Annotated in this window: 15 protein-coding genes; 5 read left to right on the forward strand and 10 right to left on the reverse strand. The window is 41.3% G+C overall.

Features of this window, described 5'->3' with window-relative positions:
• Positions 1-91 precede the first annotated feature (91 nt).
• Positions 92-1,522 carry a circularly permuted type 2 ATP-grasp protein gene (locus NZ848_RS06400; RefSeq protein ID WP_259014826.1) on the reverse strand — a complete coding sequence of 477 codons (1,431 nt, stop codon included), beginning with the start codon at positions 1,520-1,522 and terminating at the stop codon, positions 92-94.
• A gap of 166 nt (positions 1,523-1,688) precedes the next feature.
• Between NZ848_RS06400 and NZ848_RS06405 the strand changes: the two genes are divergently transcribed.
• A complete protein-coding gene (locus NZ848_RS06405; RefSeq protein WP_259014827.1) occupies positions 1,689-3,266 on the forward strand; it encodes a DUF5723 family protein in 1,578 nt (525 codons plus the stop codon).
• A gap of 49 nt (positions 3,267-3,315) precedes the next feature.
• Here the strand turns inward: NZ848_RS06405 and NZ848_RS06410 are convergent, their stop codons facing one another.
• Both NZ848_RS06410 and NZ848_RS06415 read right to left on the reverse strand, forming a co-directional pair.
• Positions 3,316-4,602 carry a Gfo/Idh/MocA family protein gene (locus NZ848_RS06410; protein ID WP_259014828.1) on the reverse strand — a complete coding sequence of 429 codons (1,287 nt, stop codon included), beginning with the start codon at positions 4,600-4,602 and terminating at the stop codon, positions 3,316-3,318.
• Positions 4,603-4,711: 109 nt separating this feature from the next.
• Positions 4,712-5,128, reverse strand: a complete 417-nt coding sequence (locus NZ848_RS06415; protein ID WP_253534634.1) for a GNAT family N-acetyltransferase — start codon at positions 5,126-5,128, stop codon at positions 4,712-4,714.
• A gap of 293 nt (positions 5,129-5,421) precedes the next feature.
• Between NZ848_RS06415 and NZ848_RS06420 the strand changes: the two genes are divergently transcribed.
• Positions 5,422-6,696: a GWxTD domain-containing protein gene (locus NZ848_RS06420; protein WP_259014829.1), complete on the forward strand. Its 1,275-nt coding sequence runs from the start codon at positions 5,422-5,424 to the stop codon at positions 6,694-6,696.
• Complete coding sequence (rlmB, locus tag NZ848_RS06425) at positions 6,669-7,493, forward strand: 23S rRNA (guanosine(2251)-2'-O)-methyltransferase RlmB (protein WP_259014830.1); 825 nt, start codon at positions 6,669-6,671, stop codon at positions 7,491-7,493. Before NZ848_RS06420 ends, rlmB begins: the two co-directional genes overlap by 28 nt.
• Positions 7,494-7,520: 27 nt before the next feature.
• Here the strand turns inward: rlmB and NZ848_RS06430 are convergent, their stop codons facing one another.
• Positions 7,521-7,829: a helix-turn-helix domain-containing protein gene (locus NZ848_RS06430; RefSeq protein WP_101727915.1), complete on the reverse strand. Its 309-nt coding sequence runs from the start codon at positions 7,827-7,829 to the stop codon at positions 7,521-7,523.
• Positions 7,829-9,265 carry a leucine-rich repeat domain-containing protein gene (locus NZ848_RS06435; protein WP_259014831.1) on the reverse strand — a complete coding sequence of 479 codons (1,437 nt, stop codon included), beginning with the start codon at positions 9,263-9,265 and terminating at the stop codon, positions 7,829-7,831. The genes NZ848_RS06430 and NZ848_RS06435 overlap by 1 nt, the downstream gene beginning before the upstream one ends.
• A gap of 321 nt (positions 9,266-9,586) precedes the next feature.
• Between NZ848_RS06435 and NZ848_RS06440 the strand changes: the two genes are divergently transcribed.
• Together NZ848_RS06440 and alaS are read left to right on the forward strand one after the other, a co-directional pair.
• Positions 9,587-10,480, forward strand: coding sequence for an alpha/beta fold hydrolase (locus NZ848_RS06440; protein WP_259014832.1), 894 nt, complete (start codon positions 9,587-9,589; stop codon positions 10,478-10,480).
• 296 nt (positions 10,481-10,776) lie between these two features.
• Positions 10,777-13,422: an alanine--tRNA ligase gene (alaS, locus tag NZ848_RS06445; protein ID WP_259014833.1), complete on the forward strand. Its 2,646-nt coding sequence runs from the start codon at positions 10,777-10,779 to the stop codon at positions 13,420-13,422.
• Positions 13,423-13,558: 136 nt separating this feature from the next.
• Here the strand turns inward: alaS and NZ848_RS06450 are convergent, their stop codons facing one another.
• From NZ848_RS06450 to NZ848_RS06470, 5 genes are all read right to left on the reverse strand, one after another.
• On the reverse strand, positions 13,559-13,969 hold the full coding sequence (locus NZ848_RS06450; protein WP_259014834.1) for a transcriptional regulator: 411 nt from the start codon (positions 13,967-13,969) through the stop codon (positions 13,559-13,561).
• A 5-nt stretch (positions 13,970-13,974) separates the two neighbouring features.
• On the reverse strand, positions 13,975-14,343 hold the full coding sequence (locus NZ848_RS06455; protein WP_259014835.1) for a DoxX family protein: 369 nt from the start codon (positions 14,341-14,343) through the stop codon (positions 13,975-13,977).
• A gap of 60 nt (positions 14,344-14,403) precedes the next feature.
• Positions 14,404-14,547, reverse strand: a complete 144-nt coding sequence (locus NZ848_RS06460; protein ID WP_259014836.1) for a hypothetical protein — start codon at positions 14,545-14,547, stop codon at positions 14,404-14,406.
• 179 nt (positions 14,548-14,726) lie between these two features.
• Entirely contained in the window at positions 14,727-15,641 is a 915-nt protein-coding gene (locus NZ848_RS06465; protein ID WP_253534652.1) for a hypothetical protein, read from the reverse strand.
• Positions 15,638-16,153, reverse strand: a complete 516-nt coding sequence (locus NZ848_RS06470; RefSeq protein WP_259014837.1) for a hypothetical protein — start codon at positions 16,151-16,153, stop codon at positions 15,638-15,640. Before NZ848_RS06470 ends, NZ848_RS06465 begins: the two co-directional genes overlap by 4 nt.
• Between the last annotated feature and the right edge of the window lie 67 nt (positions 16,154-16,220).

Here is a 16,220-nt window from a genome sequence, read left to right on the forward strand (position 1 = left end):
TTTTACTGATTATTCAGTATTAAGGATTGCAAAATTACAAAGCAAATGTAACAAACAAAAATTAATAGGTCGTTTACATTACAATCATTAATCAGTAAAGCACCCAGGTATCCTTACTTCCGCCCCCCTGAGAAGAGTTAACAACCAACGAGCCTTTGCGCAAGGCCACCCTGGTAAGTCCGCCCGGTGTAACATGTATACCATTGCCATACAAAATATAAGGTCGTAAGTCTACATGGCGGCCTTCCAGTCCATCTTCAAGCACACAGGGGCTGCGTGATAGTGATATGGTTGGTTGTGCAATATAGTTTCTTGGGTTTTCTTTGATTCTTTTTCTAAAAAGGTCATGTTCTTTTTTAGTTGCTTTCGGCCCAATAAGCATTCCGTAGCCGCCCGCTTCGTTGGCTTCTTTTACTACTAGGTCGGCTATGTTTTCCAATACGTATTTCAATGCTTCTTCTTCGCCGCATATATAAGTATCCACATTAGGTATTATGGCTTCCTCACCCAGATAATATTTGATAATTCTTGGTACGTATGCATATACTACTTTATCATCAGCTACGCCGGTGCCGGGTGCATTGGCTAGTGCAATGTTTCCTTTTTTATAAACATCAAAAATGCCCGGTATACCAATTAACGAATGCGGATTAAAGGTAAGCGGATCAAGAAAAGTATCATCTATTCTTCTATACACAACGTCTACCGTTTTAAAACCTTTCGTTGTACGCATTTTTACATAATCGCCAGATACCACCAGATCTCTGTAATCTACCAGTTCAACACCCATTTGCTGGGCAAGGTAAGAGTGTTCAAAATAGGCTGAGTTGTAAATACCCGGCGTAAGCACCACCACAGTGGGGTCGGGGCGGCCTGAAATGTAACGGAGTACTTCCAGTAGTTTGGCCGGGTACTCTGAAATAGATCGTACACTTGACTGCGACAGCACATCAGGGAAGGTCTGTTTAGATAACTCACGGTTTTCCAGCATATAAGAAACACCAGAAGGGCAACGGAGGTTATCTTCCAGCACCCTGAAAACGCCGTCGTTTCCACGAATCAGGTCAGTTCCGGTTATATGTATCCAAATTTTTTTAGGTGGTGTTAGCCCTTTACATTCTTTCAGAAACCCTTTGCTTGATTCAATAATTTCTCGCGAAATGATTTTGTCTTTAATTATTTTCTGTTGATTGTAAATATCCTGCAGAAACAAATTGAGTGCAGTAATTCGCTGGATAAGCCCTTTTTCTAGCCGGTTCCACTCAGAAGAATCAATTACTCTCGGTATAATATCCACCGGAATGATGCGCTCTGTGCCTCCCTCTTCCGAGTAAACGTTAAACGTTATCCCTGCCGATATCATGGCACGTTCGGCGGCATGTTGTTTGGTTTGTAGTTCACCAATGGTTAGTTTTTCAATACGCTCTTTCAAAAAATGATTTCCTACCCGGGCAGTGGCATCAGCAGTAAGCATTTCGTCAAAGAAATTTTCGGTCTGGTAGTTTTTGAAGTCGTAGGTCATAAAGTTTCTTTGGTTTTTAGGATAAACTATTTTACTAAAATATTACAACTGTTTATTAATTCAAAATCTAATATCGGTTTTTGTCAATAATTAATTAGTTTTGTTCTTTAGTTAGGCAAAAACTTATAATTTAACCTATAATCAAGGGAGTACATTCCTTATATAGATGCGGCTGGTCTTTTGTTTTATTCTTCTTTTTGTACAATTTCATGTGTTTTCTCAGCAATGGCTGGGTATCTCATCCAGTAATTATTCGGGTACCCATGGTATCTATGCCAATCCGGCTAACGTGGCCGATACACGCTATAAGTTTTACCTCAATCTGGCTGGAGCCAATGTTGATTTCGCCAATAATTATGTTAAATGGGGAGCGCCATATTCACTTTTCGGCTTTGTTACTAACACGGTTCCTGGCAAGCACAGGGCACCGAACGGACTAATTCGTTACTCCAATACCTATCTGGAAGAGGCCCAGGGTAAAAAAAATGTAACTGCTTTTTTAGGGGCTGATGTAAGGGGGCCTTCATTAATGTTTACGTTCGACAAAGCAAAAATGGCTGTGGGTTTAACAACAAGAGGCAGGCTGATTACGAACCTGAACAATACTAACATAACGGCAGCAAAAATAATTATGTTTGGCACCAAGCAGCCTTCTATTTTTAATTTGTCATTGACTGATAACCATTTTAATGCCAATATAAACAGCTATGTAGAAATGGGGCTTACCGTGGGCAAGGTAATAATTGAAGATGCCGACCATTTTATGAAGTTAGGGCTGACCATGAAGCGGGTAAATGCTTTATTGAATGTGCATTATCTGGTAAATCAAGTGGATTTTAAAATTAATCCTCAGGCTAACCCTAACAAGCAGGACCTTTTTTTGGAAAAAGCTGTGGCTACTTACGGATTAACAAAAACCGGCGCTTCGGCCGCAGCCGGTTTAAATCCGAACTGGCTGTTTGGTAATACTCCTGCCGGGTTTGGATATGGTTTAGATATAGGCTTTGTTTATGAATACAGACCCGATTTTAAGGAATATGATGTAAGATTGAAAGACAGAATGACAACTGACCCTACCCAGAATAAATATAAGTATAAATTTGGTCTGGCATTGCTTGATTTGGGTCAGATGAGATTCAATAATAATGAACTGGTTTTTCAGACCAGCATCAGTAAGACCAACGTTAATATTCCACAAGGAACGTTTAACAAGATTGATTCGCAGGATAAATTGTACAGCCAAATGAATAATGCATTTGGTTTATCAGATGCCGACTACCGGCATGCTTTCAATGTTCCGCTTCCGGCAGTGGTGTCAGCTACTTTTGATTACTCCTTTTCTGATAAACTATATGCCAGCGCTACGCTGATTCAGAACATTAGAAGCAATAATTCATTAAGCATGATACAGCCTTCTTTATTTGCCATAACACCACGCTGGGAAACCAAATGGCTCGAGGTGTCGGCACCGGTTTCATTATACAATGGTTATAAAACACCGGCCATTGGGCTGGCTGGCAGGGCAGGGGCACTTTTTTTAGGTACTGATAATATGGTTGCTTTGCTAAACATAGGTAATCCTAAAAGTGTTAACTTTTATTTTGGTTTATATGCCCCCTTGTTCAGGAAATTGCCTGAGGGCCCCACTAATTGTTATTACGAACCCCGGTTTACGCTTTTTCAGGACATCAAGGATTTTTTTAATAAAAGCAAGAAAAGAAGAAAATGGAGGAGTATCCGGTAAAAAAGCAAAAACCTGTTGCTTGCAACAGGTTTTTGCTTTAAGATTAAGCCTATATTTTTATGCCATAAGGCGAGCGCAATTTTCTGGTTAGCTTCTTGTTCGCTAAGCGGTCATCGAAACGTTCTGTGATTGGGTTCCATTTTAAAGGGCGGCGAATTTCATACCCGATGTTGGCAATATTGCAGACAGTGCAGGTTCGGTGTCCAATTTCTACATCACATAGGGGTTTCTGGCGGGTTCTCATTGAGTTGAGGAAATCTTTGTAGTGATTGCCCCCGACAGGAGCCGCCAGTTTAATATCATTGGCTTTTAATTGCACATCTTTCAGGTTTTCTGGCACATTCAGAAAAGAGCGGCTAACCTCAATAATACCGTCTTTGCCTCTGAACTGCACGGCATTCCCTTTGCCAAAATCGTGGTGAATCATATTTACCCCATTGGCATATTTAAATACCATACCCTGTTGCGCATTTGGGTCAGTTGGTGGATACAGTTCCACCGGCCCGCTTTCATCCATGCCCAGTGCCCATTGCGCAATATCAAACATGTGGGCTCCCCAGTCGGTTACATCACCCCCGCCAAATCCTTTGTAATAGCGCCATTTAGCCCAGAAATTATCTTCAAGGCGGGGTGCAAGAAAATGGTGGTAGGGGTGAGGTTGGTTTGGCCCCAGCCACATATCCCAATTCATACCGGCAGGTACAGTCTCCGGCTGAAAATCTACTTCTCTCGGCGGGCCTCCTATGGTAACGCGCACCTCGGTAATCTCGCCTATATATCCGTTTCTTACCAGTTCACAAGCTCTTCTGAAATTATCGCCAGAGCGCTGCATGCTTCCGGTTTGCAGCACACGGTTGTTTTTACGAACAGCATTAACCAATGCGCGGCCTTCTGCAACTGTAAAAGTAAGTGGTTTTTCAAGATAAATGTCTTTGCCTTTTTCTGCGGCTCTTATGGCAATAGAAGCATGCCAGTGGTCTGGTGTAGCAATTACAACGCCGTCAATATCTTTTCTGTCAAGCAGCTCCAGGTAGTTTTCATACACTTGCGGCGCTGTTTTTACTTCGCCAAAATACTGCTTGCTGTTTTTTGTAATCTGCTCTTTTATGAAGTTTTCCGACTTCGTTTTGTCAACATCACAGGCAGCTAAAAGATTTATTTCTTTGGTTTCAAGAAACCGGGCCTGTAAGCCACGTGCTTGCCGGCCCAGGCCGATAAATCCAACGTTTATTACGTCGCTGGGTGCCATAAAACCCCGGCCTAAAACATTTCTTGGCACTATCGAGAAAGCAGCCAGTGTTCCGGTTGTTTTAAGGAAATTTCTACGGGTTGTCATAAAATTAAGGGTTGAATATTAATTTGGTATCAAATTGAATAGATGTTGGGGTACTATAGAACAGAAGCAACACAAGTGCTGGAGGATACTCATATTTGACAAGAAAAATTTACACCAGATCATCCGGATTATCTAATGTATAGGCATGGGTATGGTGTGTCATGCCAATGCGGGGGTAATAATTGATGGCTTTGGGCGCCGAAAGCAGAATCAGTTTGGCATCGGGGCTTGCCAGTTTGGTGTGCCGTATCAGTTCACGGCCAATCCCATGTTTCTGATAGGCTTCATCAACAAATAAATCAGACAGGTAAGTGCAAAACGCCCAGTCGGTAACGGAGCGGGCTACACCAACCAGCTTGTTATTGATTCGCGCCGTTATGAGCAGATTAGCGTTTTCAACCATTGCTTTAATTCTTGGCAGGTCGTCAACAGGGCGTCTTTCACCTAAAGTTGAGGCTATAAGTGTATTTCTGAATTCCTGCCAGTCAAGGTCTTTTTCGTGTGCATATTGTACTGTATTTTCCATAGTTTTGGTTTGGTTGTCTACACTACAAATGTATTGAAATGCGCAAAATAAACAAACCCAGGCTGTTTTCAGAGTGGTCATAAAACGGTTTCTTCATCTATAAATGTCGGCAATAAGATTTGTACAACGGCGCGGCTCTTACAATTTTACTTTGAAGCCGTTATTGCGCTCAATTACTTAAGCGAATCTGCAATAAAAAAAGCATTTGCCTCGTTCTCAATTTGTTTGTTTTTCTGCATTAAGTAATAATATTAGCAAAGAAATTTCTACATTTGGAACAAGAAACGGGTATAATGAGAAAAATACTACTATACACTTTATTGTTGGGGCTGGCAGCCTGCGCTACCAGTAAGAAAAATACCAGGGAGCCAAGAGAAACCAAGGCGGCAACGGCATATCCGGATGCCACAGTGAAACCTGTGGTGGTGGCTATTAAAAGCCGGTATATAGTGAAGGATTCTTCGTTAGCCAGGGTTTTTCTGGAAATGGAGGTGGAGAATCTTTCAAAAGTTAATGCTTTGCAGCAACTGAAAGAGACTTTCAGGATGAGCTGGCTGTTGCAGTCTGACTACGGAGTAAGAGACCGCCTGGCATATAACCGGGTTGATTTTACTGAACAGAATGTACTGTTGAGAGATTATAAGGTTGAGGTGTCTTTTGAAATTCAACGGCCGAAGAACGTTACCCGTGCCTTGTTACTTACTGAGATTTTTGAGGTGCTTACCAGTAAAAAATCAAACAACGATTTAGTGGTTGATTTCTCTGCCACCCGCCTCAGCGACAGATACGGGCTTTTTGTGAACGATTACTCAAGACCTATTTTCAGAAACTATATCAACAAAAAAGATACGTTTCAGATAAGAAGTTTAGATAATCATATAAATGAGCTGTTTCTGATTAGATATACCAATGAGTTTGACCCCGCTCAGTCGCCAATGGCAACATCGCTGAGGCCTCCTTTCAGGTCGTTGAAAATTGAAGAGATTCTGAAGGTTAAATCGGGTACGCCGCTCCATCTTGAAAACGAAGGTCTTTATTTTGCAGTCGAAGACACCATGAATACCAGAAATGGCTTTGGATTTCTGATTGTAGATAACCGATACCCGCGGTATACCATGCCTGAGAAACTGGTAAAGCCGCTGATTTACATGAGTACCAGCCAGGAGACCAGAACCGTAAGCGAGAATGCAGATGCCAAACAGGCAATGGATAGGTATTTTTTGGGAATAACTGGTGGAAACCAGGCTTTGGCCAAGAAAATAATAAGAACGTACTACAGAAGAATTGAAGAGGCTAACCAGTTGTTTACCTCATTTAAAGAAGGCTGGAAAACCGACAAGGGCATGGTTTATATTGTACTGGGCCCGCCTAACAAAGTGCAACGCAGCCGCGACCGTGAAGTGTGGATGTATGCACAAACACAGAATTTTTCAGAAATTATATTTACTTTTAATAAGAAACCAAATCAGTTTACAGATAACTATTATGAGCTTGTCCGGTATCCCGAGTATCAGGCCTATTGGTATCCGTTTGTAGAAGCATGGAGAACAGGAAACGTAGCGGAGTAAGATCCGAGTTCGGTGGTCGTCCGGAGTATAACAAAAAACCAAAGTTTTTTGCCCGACCAAATTTTGAAAAACCATCGAAACCAGATATAGTTTTTGGTGTGCAATCTGTATTGGAGACGCTGAGAGGCACCAAAGAAATTGAAAAGATTTTAATTCAAAGAGAGTTTGGCCATGCAGAAGTAGAGAAGCTGGCCAAAGAACGAGACCTACCCGTGCAGCGTGTACCGATTGAAAAACTCAATCGGATTACAATGAAAAACCACCAGGGTGTAATTGCATTTGTTTCGGCGGTTAATTACGCCAGAACATCAAACGTGGTAGCTGATGTTTTTGAAAAAGGTGAAGTGCCTTTGCTACTTATTTTAGACAGAATAACAGACGTACGTAATTTTGGTGCCATAGCACGCACGGCCGAATGCTCTGGTGTGCATGCCATTATTGTGGCATCAAGAGGGGCAGCGCAAATCAATGCCGACGCCATGAAGACCTCATCAGGCGCTTTGAATTTTCTGCCCGTGTGCCGCGAAAACAGCCTTGCGCAAGTGGTTGAAGAATTGCAACAGTCTGGCATTCAGATAGTGGCCTGTACTGAAAAAGCTACCGAAGAGTTGTATCATGTAGATTTTACCGTACCTACTGCCATATTGATGGGCTCAGAAGAAGACGGCATATCAGATAACCTTTTAGAACAAGCCGACCACTCAACTAAAATACCTATGTTGGGCAAGATTGGGTCATTGAATGTGTCAGTTGCTACAGGAGTTATTTTGTACGAGGCCGTAAGGCAAAGACTTTAAATTCAGGCACTTGCCACAGATAGCCTTTCAGGCCATTTCGTCAAGCGTATCCTGTAAAAATGCTCTGATGGTCAGTAGTCTGGCTTTCAGAGCATTTTTATTTTTATTCAGGTCGGTTTTCTTATTTATTGTTCTTTCGGCGCCTTTCAGGGTTAATGTACCCTTGCTTTTTACATCAATTATTTCACGGAGTTTGTCAAGGTCTTTTTGGGTTAGTTTGCGGTCGCGGCCAATACGCTCAAATTTCAGATTAAACTGTTTTTCATAGAACCGAATCTTAGAGGCCGCCACCCCCAGTATCTCTGCTGCCTCGTTGGTTGTATAGAATAGTTTCATTAACGTACCAGAATATCTTTTTTCTCTAAATCGGTCACTAATTTACTCAAATCTTCCTTTTTAGCATCAATTTTTACAAAATCATTTCCTTCAATAAACACCTGTTTTAATTTACCGAAATTTCTTAGCTGGTTTGGTACTTCTTTAATCTGATTATGGGTAATATCAAATTCAACCAGGTTTGTAAGCTGATACACCTGCTCCGGAAAAACTTTAAACAGGTTATGCCCAATATTCAGCAGTTTTAAATCTGGCAGTGCCGGTAATTCAGTCAGGCGATTATGATGCGCATACAACGTTTCCAGTTTTTTTAAGTGGGCAAGGTTTGCAGGCAGCGCCCATAGCTCATTGTTAGACACCGCCAGTGTTTTCAAGCCGGGCATATCGCAAATGGCATCAGGTAGTTTTTTTAAATTGTTATAGTACAAATCCAGCTCTTCCAGTTTTTTCAGTTTTATAATATTCAATGGTACCTCATTCAGGCCTGCATTGTATAAGTTAAGTGCTTTCAGGCTATCCATTTTTCTGAAGTCGCGCTTTCTGAATTTTTCAAACCGGTTATTACCAAGAAACAAAATTTCAAGTTTACGGTTTCTGGCCAGTGTGCGCGGTATCATGCGCATGCCCGTGTATTGCAGATTAAGGTCTTTCAGATGCGTATTCTTTTTAAATCTGATTTTATGGGCATTTACCGGGTTATTGCTAATGCTCAGAAATTTAAGATGCGGCATAGCAGAAATCTTCTTAGGTATTTTTTCAATATAGTTGTTGGAAATGTCCAGCTTTGTCAGGTTTTTAAACCTGAAAACCACCTGCGGGAACGAGGTCAGATTTAAATTATTAAGCATTAACGTTTTTACGGTATCCGGTTTGTCGCAGGCTTCTGCCATTTGTATATTCCAGATATAGGTTTTACTTGGTTTTTTCGGCTGCGAGCCGATGCCCAGCATTATATTGACACTAAAATTAGTTTTGCCAGGGTTGGCAGGTAGTTTATAATTCAGGCAGAAATTTTCTGCCAAAGCAACAAATTTTGCTGTGTTTTCTGTGTTTAATGAGTCATTAAAAAACTGGCTATTGCCTTTAACCCTACCCACAATTTCGCCCTGAAAACCATATTTAAAATAATCAATAGTGCCATTAGGTTGCACAAATAACTCAACCGGGATACTCTTTATTTCGCTATACTGATACAGTGGGCTACCCGTCTTGATGGCCATCAGGTTAAAATCATTAATTATTTTTTTTACTGTGGCATCCATTATAATAGCCTTACTTTTATCGGTATTTAGATCGATAATTGTTGAAGAAGGATACTTTTTACGGCCCTCCTGTAGGGTCATTACTTTCTTCTCAAAAACACTGGCGCGATAAACTTTTTGTTGCGCCATAGCGCTAAATGAAACAAGCAAAAGAAGGTATAATAGATTTTTCATGTAGTTTTTGTTTAGTGCACAAATATATAACTAAAAACATAGTTATATATTTTTTTTCTGTTTTTTTCACTGAATCTATCTAAATGCAGGTTGCTTCCATGCCATTTAATGCAAGCGCTTAATTTTAAAATAATTTGAAAAAACATATAGAAATGTATATTTGTATTGTGCTTTAGAAAAATACCTATCAAAAATTTGGTAGTTTTATCAGGAAATCTTCTGGAACTATGGTATTACTGTGCCAAAGCCAGTAATTAAATAAGCGTCAGTGTTCCGGAAAACGTGTTAAAAGAAAGTCATGAAGCTGTTTTATTAAATCAGATGAAACCAACTTTATCGGGCAAGGCTCCCTGCAATAACATTGAAATTTATTTTGAGGCGTTCGGAGAAAAAGAAAATCCTGCCATTGTTTTGATTATGGGTCTTGATTCCCAGAGCATCTTGTTTTCTTTCGATTTCATGAGACCTCTGGTGGAAGCAGGCTATTATGTTATCAGGTTTGACAACAGAGATATCGGGCTGTCGACCTGGATGAACGATCAATGGCACCCAAAAAGGCCCTACACGCTTGAAGATATGGCCAAAGATACAATTAGCCTGATGGATTTTTTATCTATAGATAAGGGGCATATCATTGGGGTTTCTATGGGGGGTATGATAGCGCAGCGCATAGCTATTTCGTATAAGCCAAGAGTGCTTAGCCTTACCTCAATTATGTCGTCAGGCTTTGCGCTTGACCCCGCATCCGTATCTTTTTTCAAGGGTCGTCTGTTTTATTATCTGGTTCCCTTTTTTGTCAGAAATTTCCGTTTAAATACACGCTATTTCACCAGACGCGTTTCGGTAGCAGGTTATGTGAAAACTTTTACCAAACTGAACGGAAAAGGTTTTCCGGTCAACAGAGAGCATCTGCTTAATGTTTTTACCGAGGCAATCGAAATCAGAAAAGGGCAGAATCCGCGTGCCAGATTCCAGCAGTTTTGTGGTATTGTGGCTTCGGGGTCACGCCTGAACGAACTTCCATCAATCAGGGCTCGAACACTGGTTATTCATGGCACCGCCGACCCGCTGATTCCGCCAATTCATGCGCGCATTTATGCTCCAAAAATACCCGGAGCAACCATGCTGTGGGTAGAGGGTATGGGTCACCAATTTTCAAAACCGGTAATTGATAAGATAATGCCCGTCATTTTAACGCATCTGAAACCGCTCTGATGGTTTCTATTGCAAGCGTTAATGTGTAGTTGGGCAGCAAAATTTTATTATAAGCGATATACGCTTTGGATTGAATAAAGTAGTAACCTCTGTTTTTATCAGATAACACTTCAAATAGTCTGTAATTTAGTCTAAATTTGCAGCCAGTTTAATACAACAAAACATTAGTAATAAAACTTTGGTCAGAAGTTAATTAAACTGCTTCTGATTCAGCGTGAATGTTTATCTGAAAAGCACTTTTGGGCTAGTCAGGATAAGCAGTCAATCGTACATTCATAAATTTACCCGACGCAGATATGACCTCGCACGAAATTCGTAAGGCTTTTTTAGATTTTTTCCGCAGTAAAGGACACCTCATCGTTCCATCGGCACCGCTTGTGGCCAAGAATGACCCAACCCTGATGTTCAATAACTCAGGTATGGCACAGTTTAAAGATTTTTTTCTGGGCAACGGAACGCCCCCGTCTAAACGCATTGCGGATACTCAGAAGTGCCTTCGTGTAAGCGGAAAGCATAACGACCTGGAAGATGTAGGCTTTGACACCTACCACCATACCATGTTTGAGATGCTGGGTAACTGGTCGTTTGGTGATTATTTCAAGAAAGAAGCGCTGGAATGGTCGTGGGAGTTGCTCACAGAAGTTTATAAATTACCCAAAGACAGAATTTACGTGTCGGTTTTTGAAGGCAACCCTGACGAGGGGGTACCTTTTGACCAGGAAGCATTTGATATCTGGAAAGGTTTGATAGGCGACGAAAACCGGATTATTTTAGGTAATAAGAAAGATAATTTCTGGGAAATGGGCGACACCGGCCCGTGTGGCCCCTGCTCTGAAATTCATATAGATTTAAGAAGCCAGGAAGAGGTAGATAAAATAGGCGGAAAAGAGCTGGTAAATAACGACCATCCGCAGGTAATTGAAATCTGGAACAACGTATTTATGCAGTTTGAGCGCAAGGCAGATAAGTCTTTGGTGCTTTTACCAGCCAGACACGTGGATACCGGTATGGGCTTTGAGCGCCTTTGTATGGCCATTCAGGGCAAGCAATCAAATTATGATACAGATATTTTCCAGAATACAATAACTGTATTAGAGGGGATGTCGGGCAAGAAATACGGCGAAAACGGCACGCTGTCATCAAATAGTTATGTTGATGTAGCCATGCGTGTAATTGCTGACCATATACGCGCCGTTGCCTTTACCATTGCCGACGGCCAGTTACCTTCAAATGCCAAGGCAGGGTATGTTATCCGCCGTATTTTACGTCGTGCCGTTCGTTATGGTTATTCATATTTAGGGTTCAGCGAACCATTTATGACTAAGCTGGTGCCTGTATTGGCCGACCAGTTTGCGGATGTTTTCCCTGAACTAAAATCTCAGCAGGATTTTGTGACTAAGGTGATTGAAGAAGAAGAAAAAACGTTTCTGCGCACACTTGAAACCGGTTTGAAACGCCTGGATGCCATTATCGGAGCTACAGAAGGAAAAATGATTGCCGGTGACCAGGTATTTGAGTTGAGCGATACCTACGGTTTCCCTTCTGATTTAACCGCTCTTATTGCGCGCGAAAAAGGGTATCAAATAGATGAAGACGGATTTCTGAAAGCGTTACAAGTGCAGAAAGAGCGCTCGCGCAAAGATTCTGCCAAAGAGGCTACTGACTGGGTTGAACTGAACGAAGGAGAAGACTTTGAGTTTGTGGGTTATGACCAGCTTTCTTCAGAAGCGCAGATTGAAAAATACCGTAAAGTTAAAACAAAGGGTGGTGAAGAATACCATATTGTGCTAGACCGCACGCCATTTTATGCCGAAATGGGTGGCCAGGTAGGGGATACCGGAACCATTGTGGTGGGTAACCATGTAATTAATATTGCCGATACCAAAAAGGAAAACGATTTGTTTATTCATATTTCGAGAGACAAAAATCTGGAGGAAGTATTGAATACCGCTACCACCGTGCTGGCACGTGTAGATGAGGCGCGTCATCAGAAAATAATGGCTAACCATACCGCTACCCACTTAATGCTGGCTGCCATGCGTAAAGTCTTGGGCAACCACATTGTGCAGAAAGGTTCATATCAGGACGACAACGTTACCCGCTTTGACTTCTCGCACTTTGCTAAAGTAACGGACGAAGAACTGGCCAGTATTGAAGACATTGTGAATGAGAAAATCCGTGAGAATATTGCACTTGAAACCAAAGCGAATATGCCAATTAATGAGGCTATTGCCTTGGGAGCCACAGCTACTTTTGGTGAAAAATATGGTGATTTTGTGCGTGTAGTAATTTTTGACCCTCAGTTTTCGGTTGAGCTTTGTGGAGGTACACACGTGCCCTCAACCGGGAACATCGGCTTGTTTAAATTTATTTCAGAAGGGTCGGTTGCCGCTGGTGTGCGCAGGGTAGAGGCTTTGACAGGTGAAAAAGCAATGGAGCGAATCAAGGAAGACCTGAAAGTAAAAGATGAGATTGCAACGTTACTGAAAAACCCTGCTGATTTGCTAAAAGCTGTTGAAACGCTCATTGCCGACAAGGCCGCCTTACAGAAAAAACTGGAGGTGCTTGAAAACGAGAAATTGCAGGAATTGAAGAAAGAATTGCTCAACAGGGTTGAAGAAATTAACGGGGTAAATGTTTTGACAGCCAAGGTTACCGTACCATCAGCCGATGCACTGAAACAACTGGCCTTTGAATTGAAAAATCAGGTGGGTAGTTTCTATGGGGTTCTAGGTGCCGAAATTGGCGGCAAACCTCAGTTGGCGGTAATAATTGATGAGGCTGTGCAGAAAGACAGAAACCTGCATGCAGGCAATATTGTGAAAGAACTGGCCAAAGAAATGAAAGGCGGCGGTGGTGGACAACCACATTTTGCAACCGCAGGCGGTAGTGACGTGGCAGGCCTTGAAAAGGCCATCGAGAAAGGCAAAAGCCTTATCTAAAACCACGTTATGGTTTTGGCAACAATTAAAAGGCCCTTCCCTGGCAACGGTGAAGGGCCTTTTATGCTATTAGCTTTGCTGCTACTTTTAAACGTTAATCGGTTATAGTTTTTAGCCTTTTCTGGTTGTATGAGAATCAGTCTGCCAGCCGTACCATACATTTTACAAGGTTATCGTCCAGATACCACTCTATGCAGGCGCCATTCGGGTCAATACCAGGAAACGAAATTAGCTTCTGAAAAGCAACACCAATGGCCTGTGTGTTTTCCATGAAATCAGGTATATCAATGCTAATGTAATTCCCTTTTTTGATAACAAAAGTTTTTAGCTCTAATTGGATGGCTTCTCCATCTGTAATCTCCTCAGCTGCGGCTTTATATATAATAAAGCCGCTCCGGTCCGGAAACGAAATGCCGAAGTATTTCCGATTTTCAGTTCTTTTCACGAGGCCATGCAATTGTTGGTGGGCTTTCAAGACACCGTCAGGATAAGAATCCGCTTCAATGTACATGGCCTTTATGTCGGCATCTAAATCATAACTTACCATATCTTTTATTTTATGGGGTTTAGTTTATGATAATACACATAAGAAACCATCAGAATAGCCAGAATGATTAACGGAAAAGGTGTCTGGGCATTCATGCCGTCAACAGCCCAGTGACTGATAAAAGCAGATATTAATGAGAATGAAAGACCTGCATACGCCCATTCTTTAATACGTGCAGGAACCACGGGTAAAATGAGGGCAACAGAGCCAGCTACTTTGTACACCGTCAGCATAACCCCGAAATAAGCAGGGTATCCTAAGTGGCTGATGCCCTCTTTAGCTAATTCAGTTTGCGATGTAAGCGCAGGCATAACCCCTTCCCAAAGGAAAATAATAGTAGTAGCAACCCAGAAAACAATTTTGTCGCGTTTCATGCTCTTAAGTATTTAGTAATGATAGTATTTATTTAAAAATGAGGAGATAGACAGGTAACGTTAATGATTGCTGGGGTATCCGTTCGGGTCCATCCAAAATACCTCCCATTCATGACCGTCGAGGTCGGCAAAGGCATGATGGTACATCCAGCCATAATCTTGCAGATTTCTAACAGGTAGATTCAAAAAAATCTGTTTTGCCATTGTAATTATAATATTATTTGGTTCAATTAAGAATCAACAATACAAAAGTAGAGCAAAGCAGATTGTCAGTTGGTGGTTAAATACGCCAATAAAAGGGCTATTTACGACAAGTTGATGATTAATAATCAAGACCTGCTTAGGGCTTGAATAAAGTAGATTAAAGAATAAGTCAGTTTAAATTATAACGAATCCAGATATTTCAATAAATCGTCTTTTGTGGTAGAGACGAGTTTAATTTCAATAGTTTGTTTTTCCTGAACCCTTGTTTCTGCCAGAAAAGAGTACCATTCATCTTTGTCAGTAATCGAGATAGCAATTATTTTAACTTTGCTTCCAATGGGTACTGGGTCTAAACTTCCGTTATTCACTTTCACAACTGATTTCATATCAGGGAAATACAGGAAAATGTTAATGTTTTTAATTTCGGGGTATTCTGAAACGAAATTTATGTTGGTGAATGGTCCAGGCGAGTCAATCAATTTGTCGCAATTAATCCACCCAATTTGTGAAGGGAAAGCAGTATATCCATCTCTATCAGGGTACAAAGGCAGATTTTTTCCTGTGGTATCGGCCGGAAGCCATTTTATTACGATGCCATCTTTTTCAACTCCATAAAATAGCCCCATCTTTTGGTCTACGCCATTAGCAGCCGGAAACGCAATTACTAAATCGTTGCTTTTGTTTAGTTTTAACTCTTTCGCATCTTTAAAGGCTGTTACTTTTATTTGTCCGGCCGTGCTTAACATTCCTCTGTCAGTTACCGTCGATATACCGTTTAAAATCATATCTTTTGGCTTATATACCTCAAGTATTTCAACCTGAATTGGGTAGGTGGCCGGCTTGCCATCAGGTAAAACCAAATCATCTGGGGTCAGCCAAATCTCAGTACCTTGTTTACCTTTTATAGGTAAGTCTGTGTCCTTGCCAATCGTTTTCTTTTCCGGAAGCGTGGCAGCTTGTTTGAGTTTTTCTCCTGCAGTATCAGTAAACTTTTTTCCTTTGATACCCAGGTCTTTCAGAAAAACGGCTCTGTCATTAGAGCAAGCAATTGTAAGCAAAGTTGTTAACAGAATTATAAAACTGTTTCTTTTCATAATCTATACGGGCAGTTGTTTTTTCGTGGAGAAGGCGCATTGAACGGGAATAGCAAAAAACCTATTTCGCCATAGCTTTCCTGCCAAAGCATGTTATATTTTACCTCAGCAAATACCCTCACAAAATTTAAACCGGCCGATACACCTATACCTGCTTCAGGTACAAGATTTTGAGCTTTTGCCTTGCTGTTTAAGGTAGCTTCATAATTCAGCCATTTATTGTAATCAACCCCGGCAGAGACATATACAACCGGGCGGTTTGGCACCACCAGATTTTTTGTACCACGGGCAACGGTGTTATTTATGATGTTGTATTGAAGGCTTAGGCCGCCATAAACCTCCTGAATGGTATTAAAGGCCGGCATGTACTTCAGCTTTGGTACAAGCGAGATCCGGTGATTAACAGGTAACTGGATTCTGAAACCTCCGCCAATTGAATGTAAAGGGAAATTGTAAATACCAGAGAAGCCGACGGCGGCTTTATCCTGAGCAAAAAGTGCACAGGAGGTCAAAAGTAGTATTGCAGCAGTTTGTATTAATTTTATCACGAATAGCAAAAAGTAATAGCACAAAGTAATT

This window comes from Emticicia fluvialis (genome assembly GCF_024793945.1).
In the GTDB taxonomy this organism is placed as follows: domain Bacteria; phylum Bacteroidota; class Bacteroidia; order Cytophagales; family Spirosomataceae; genus Emticicia; species Emticicia fluvialis.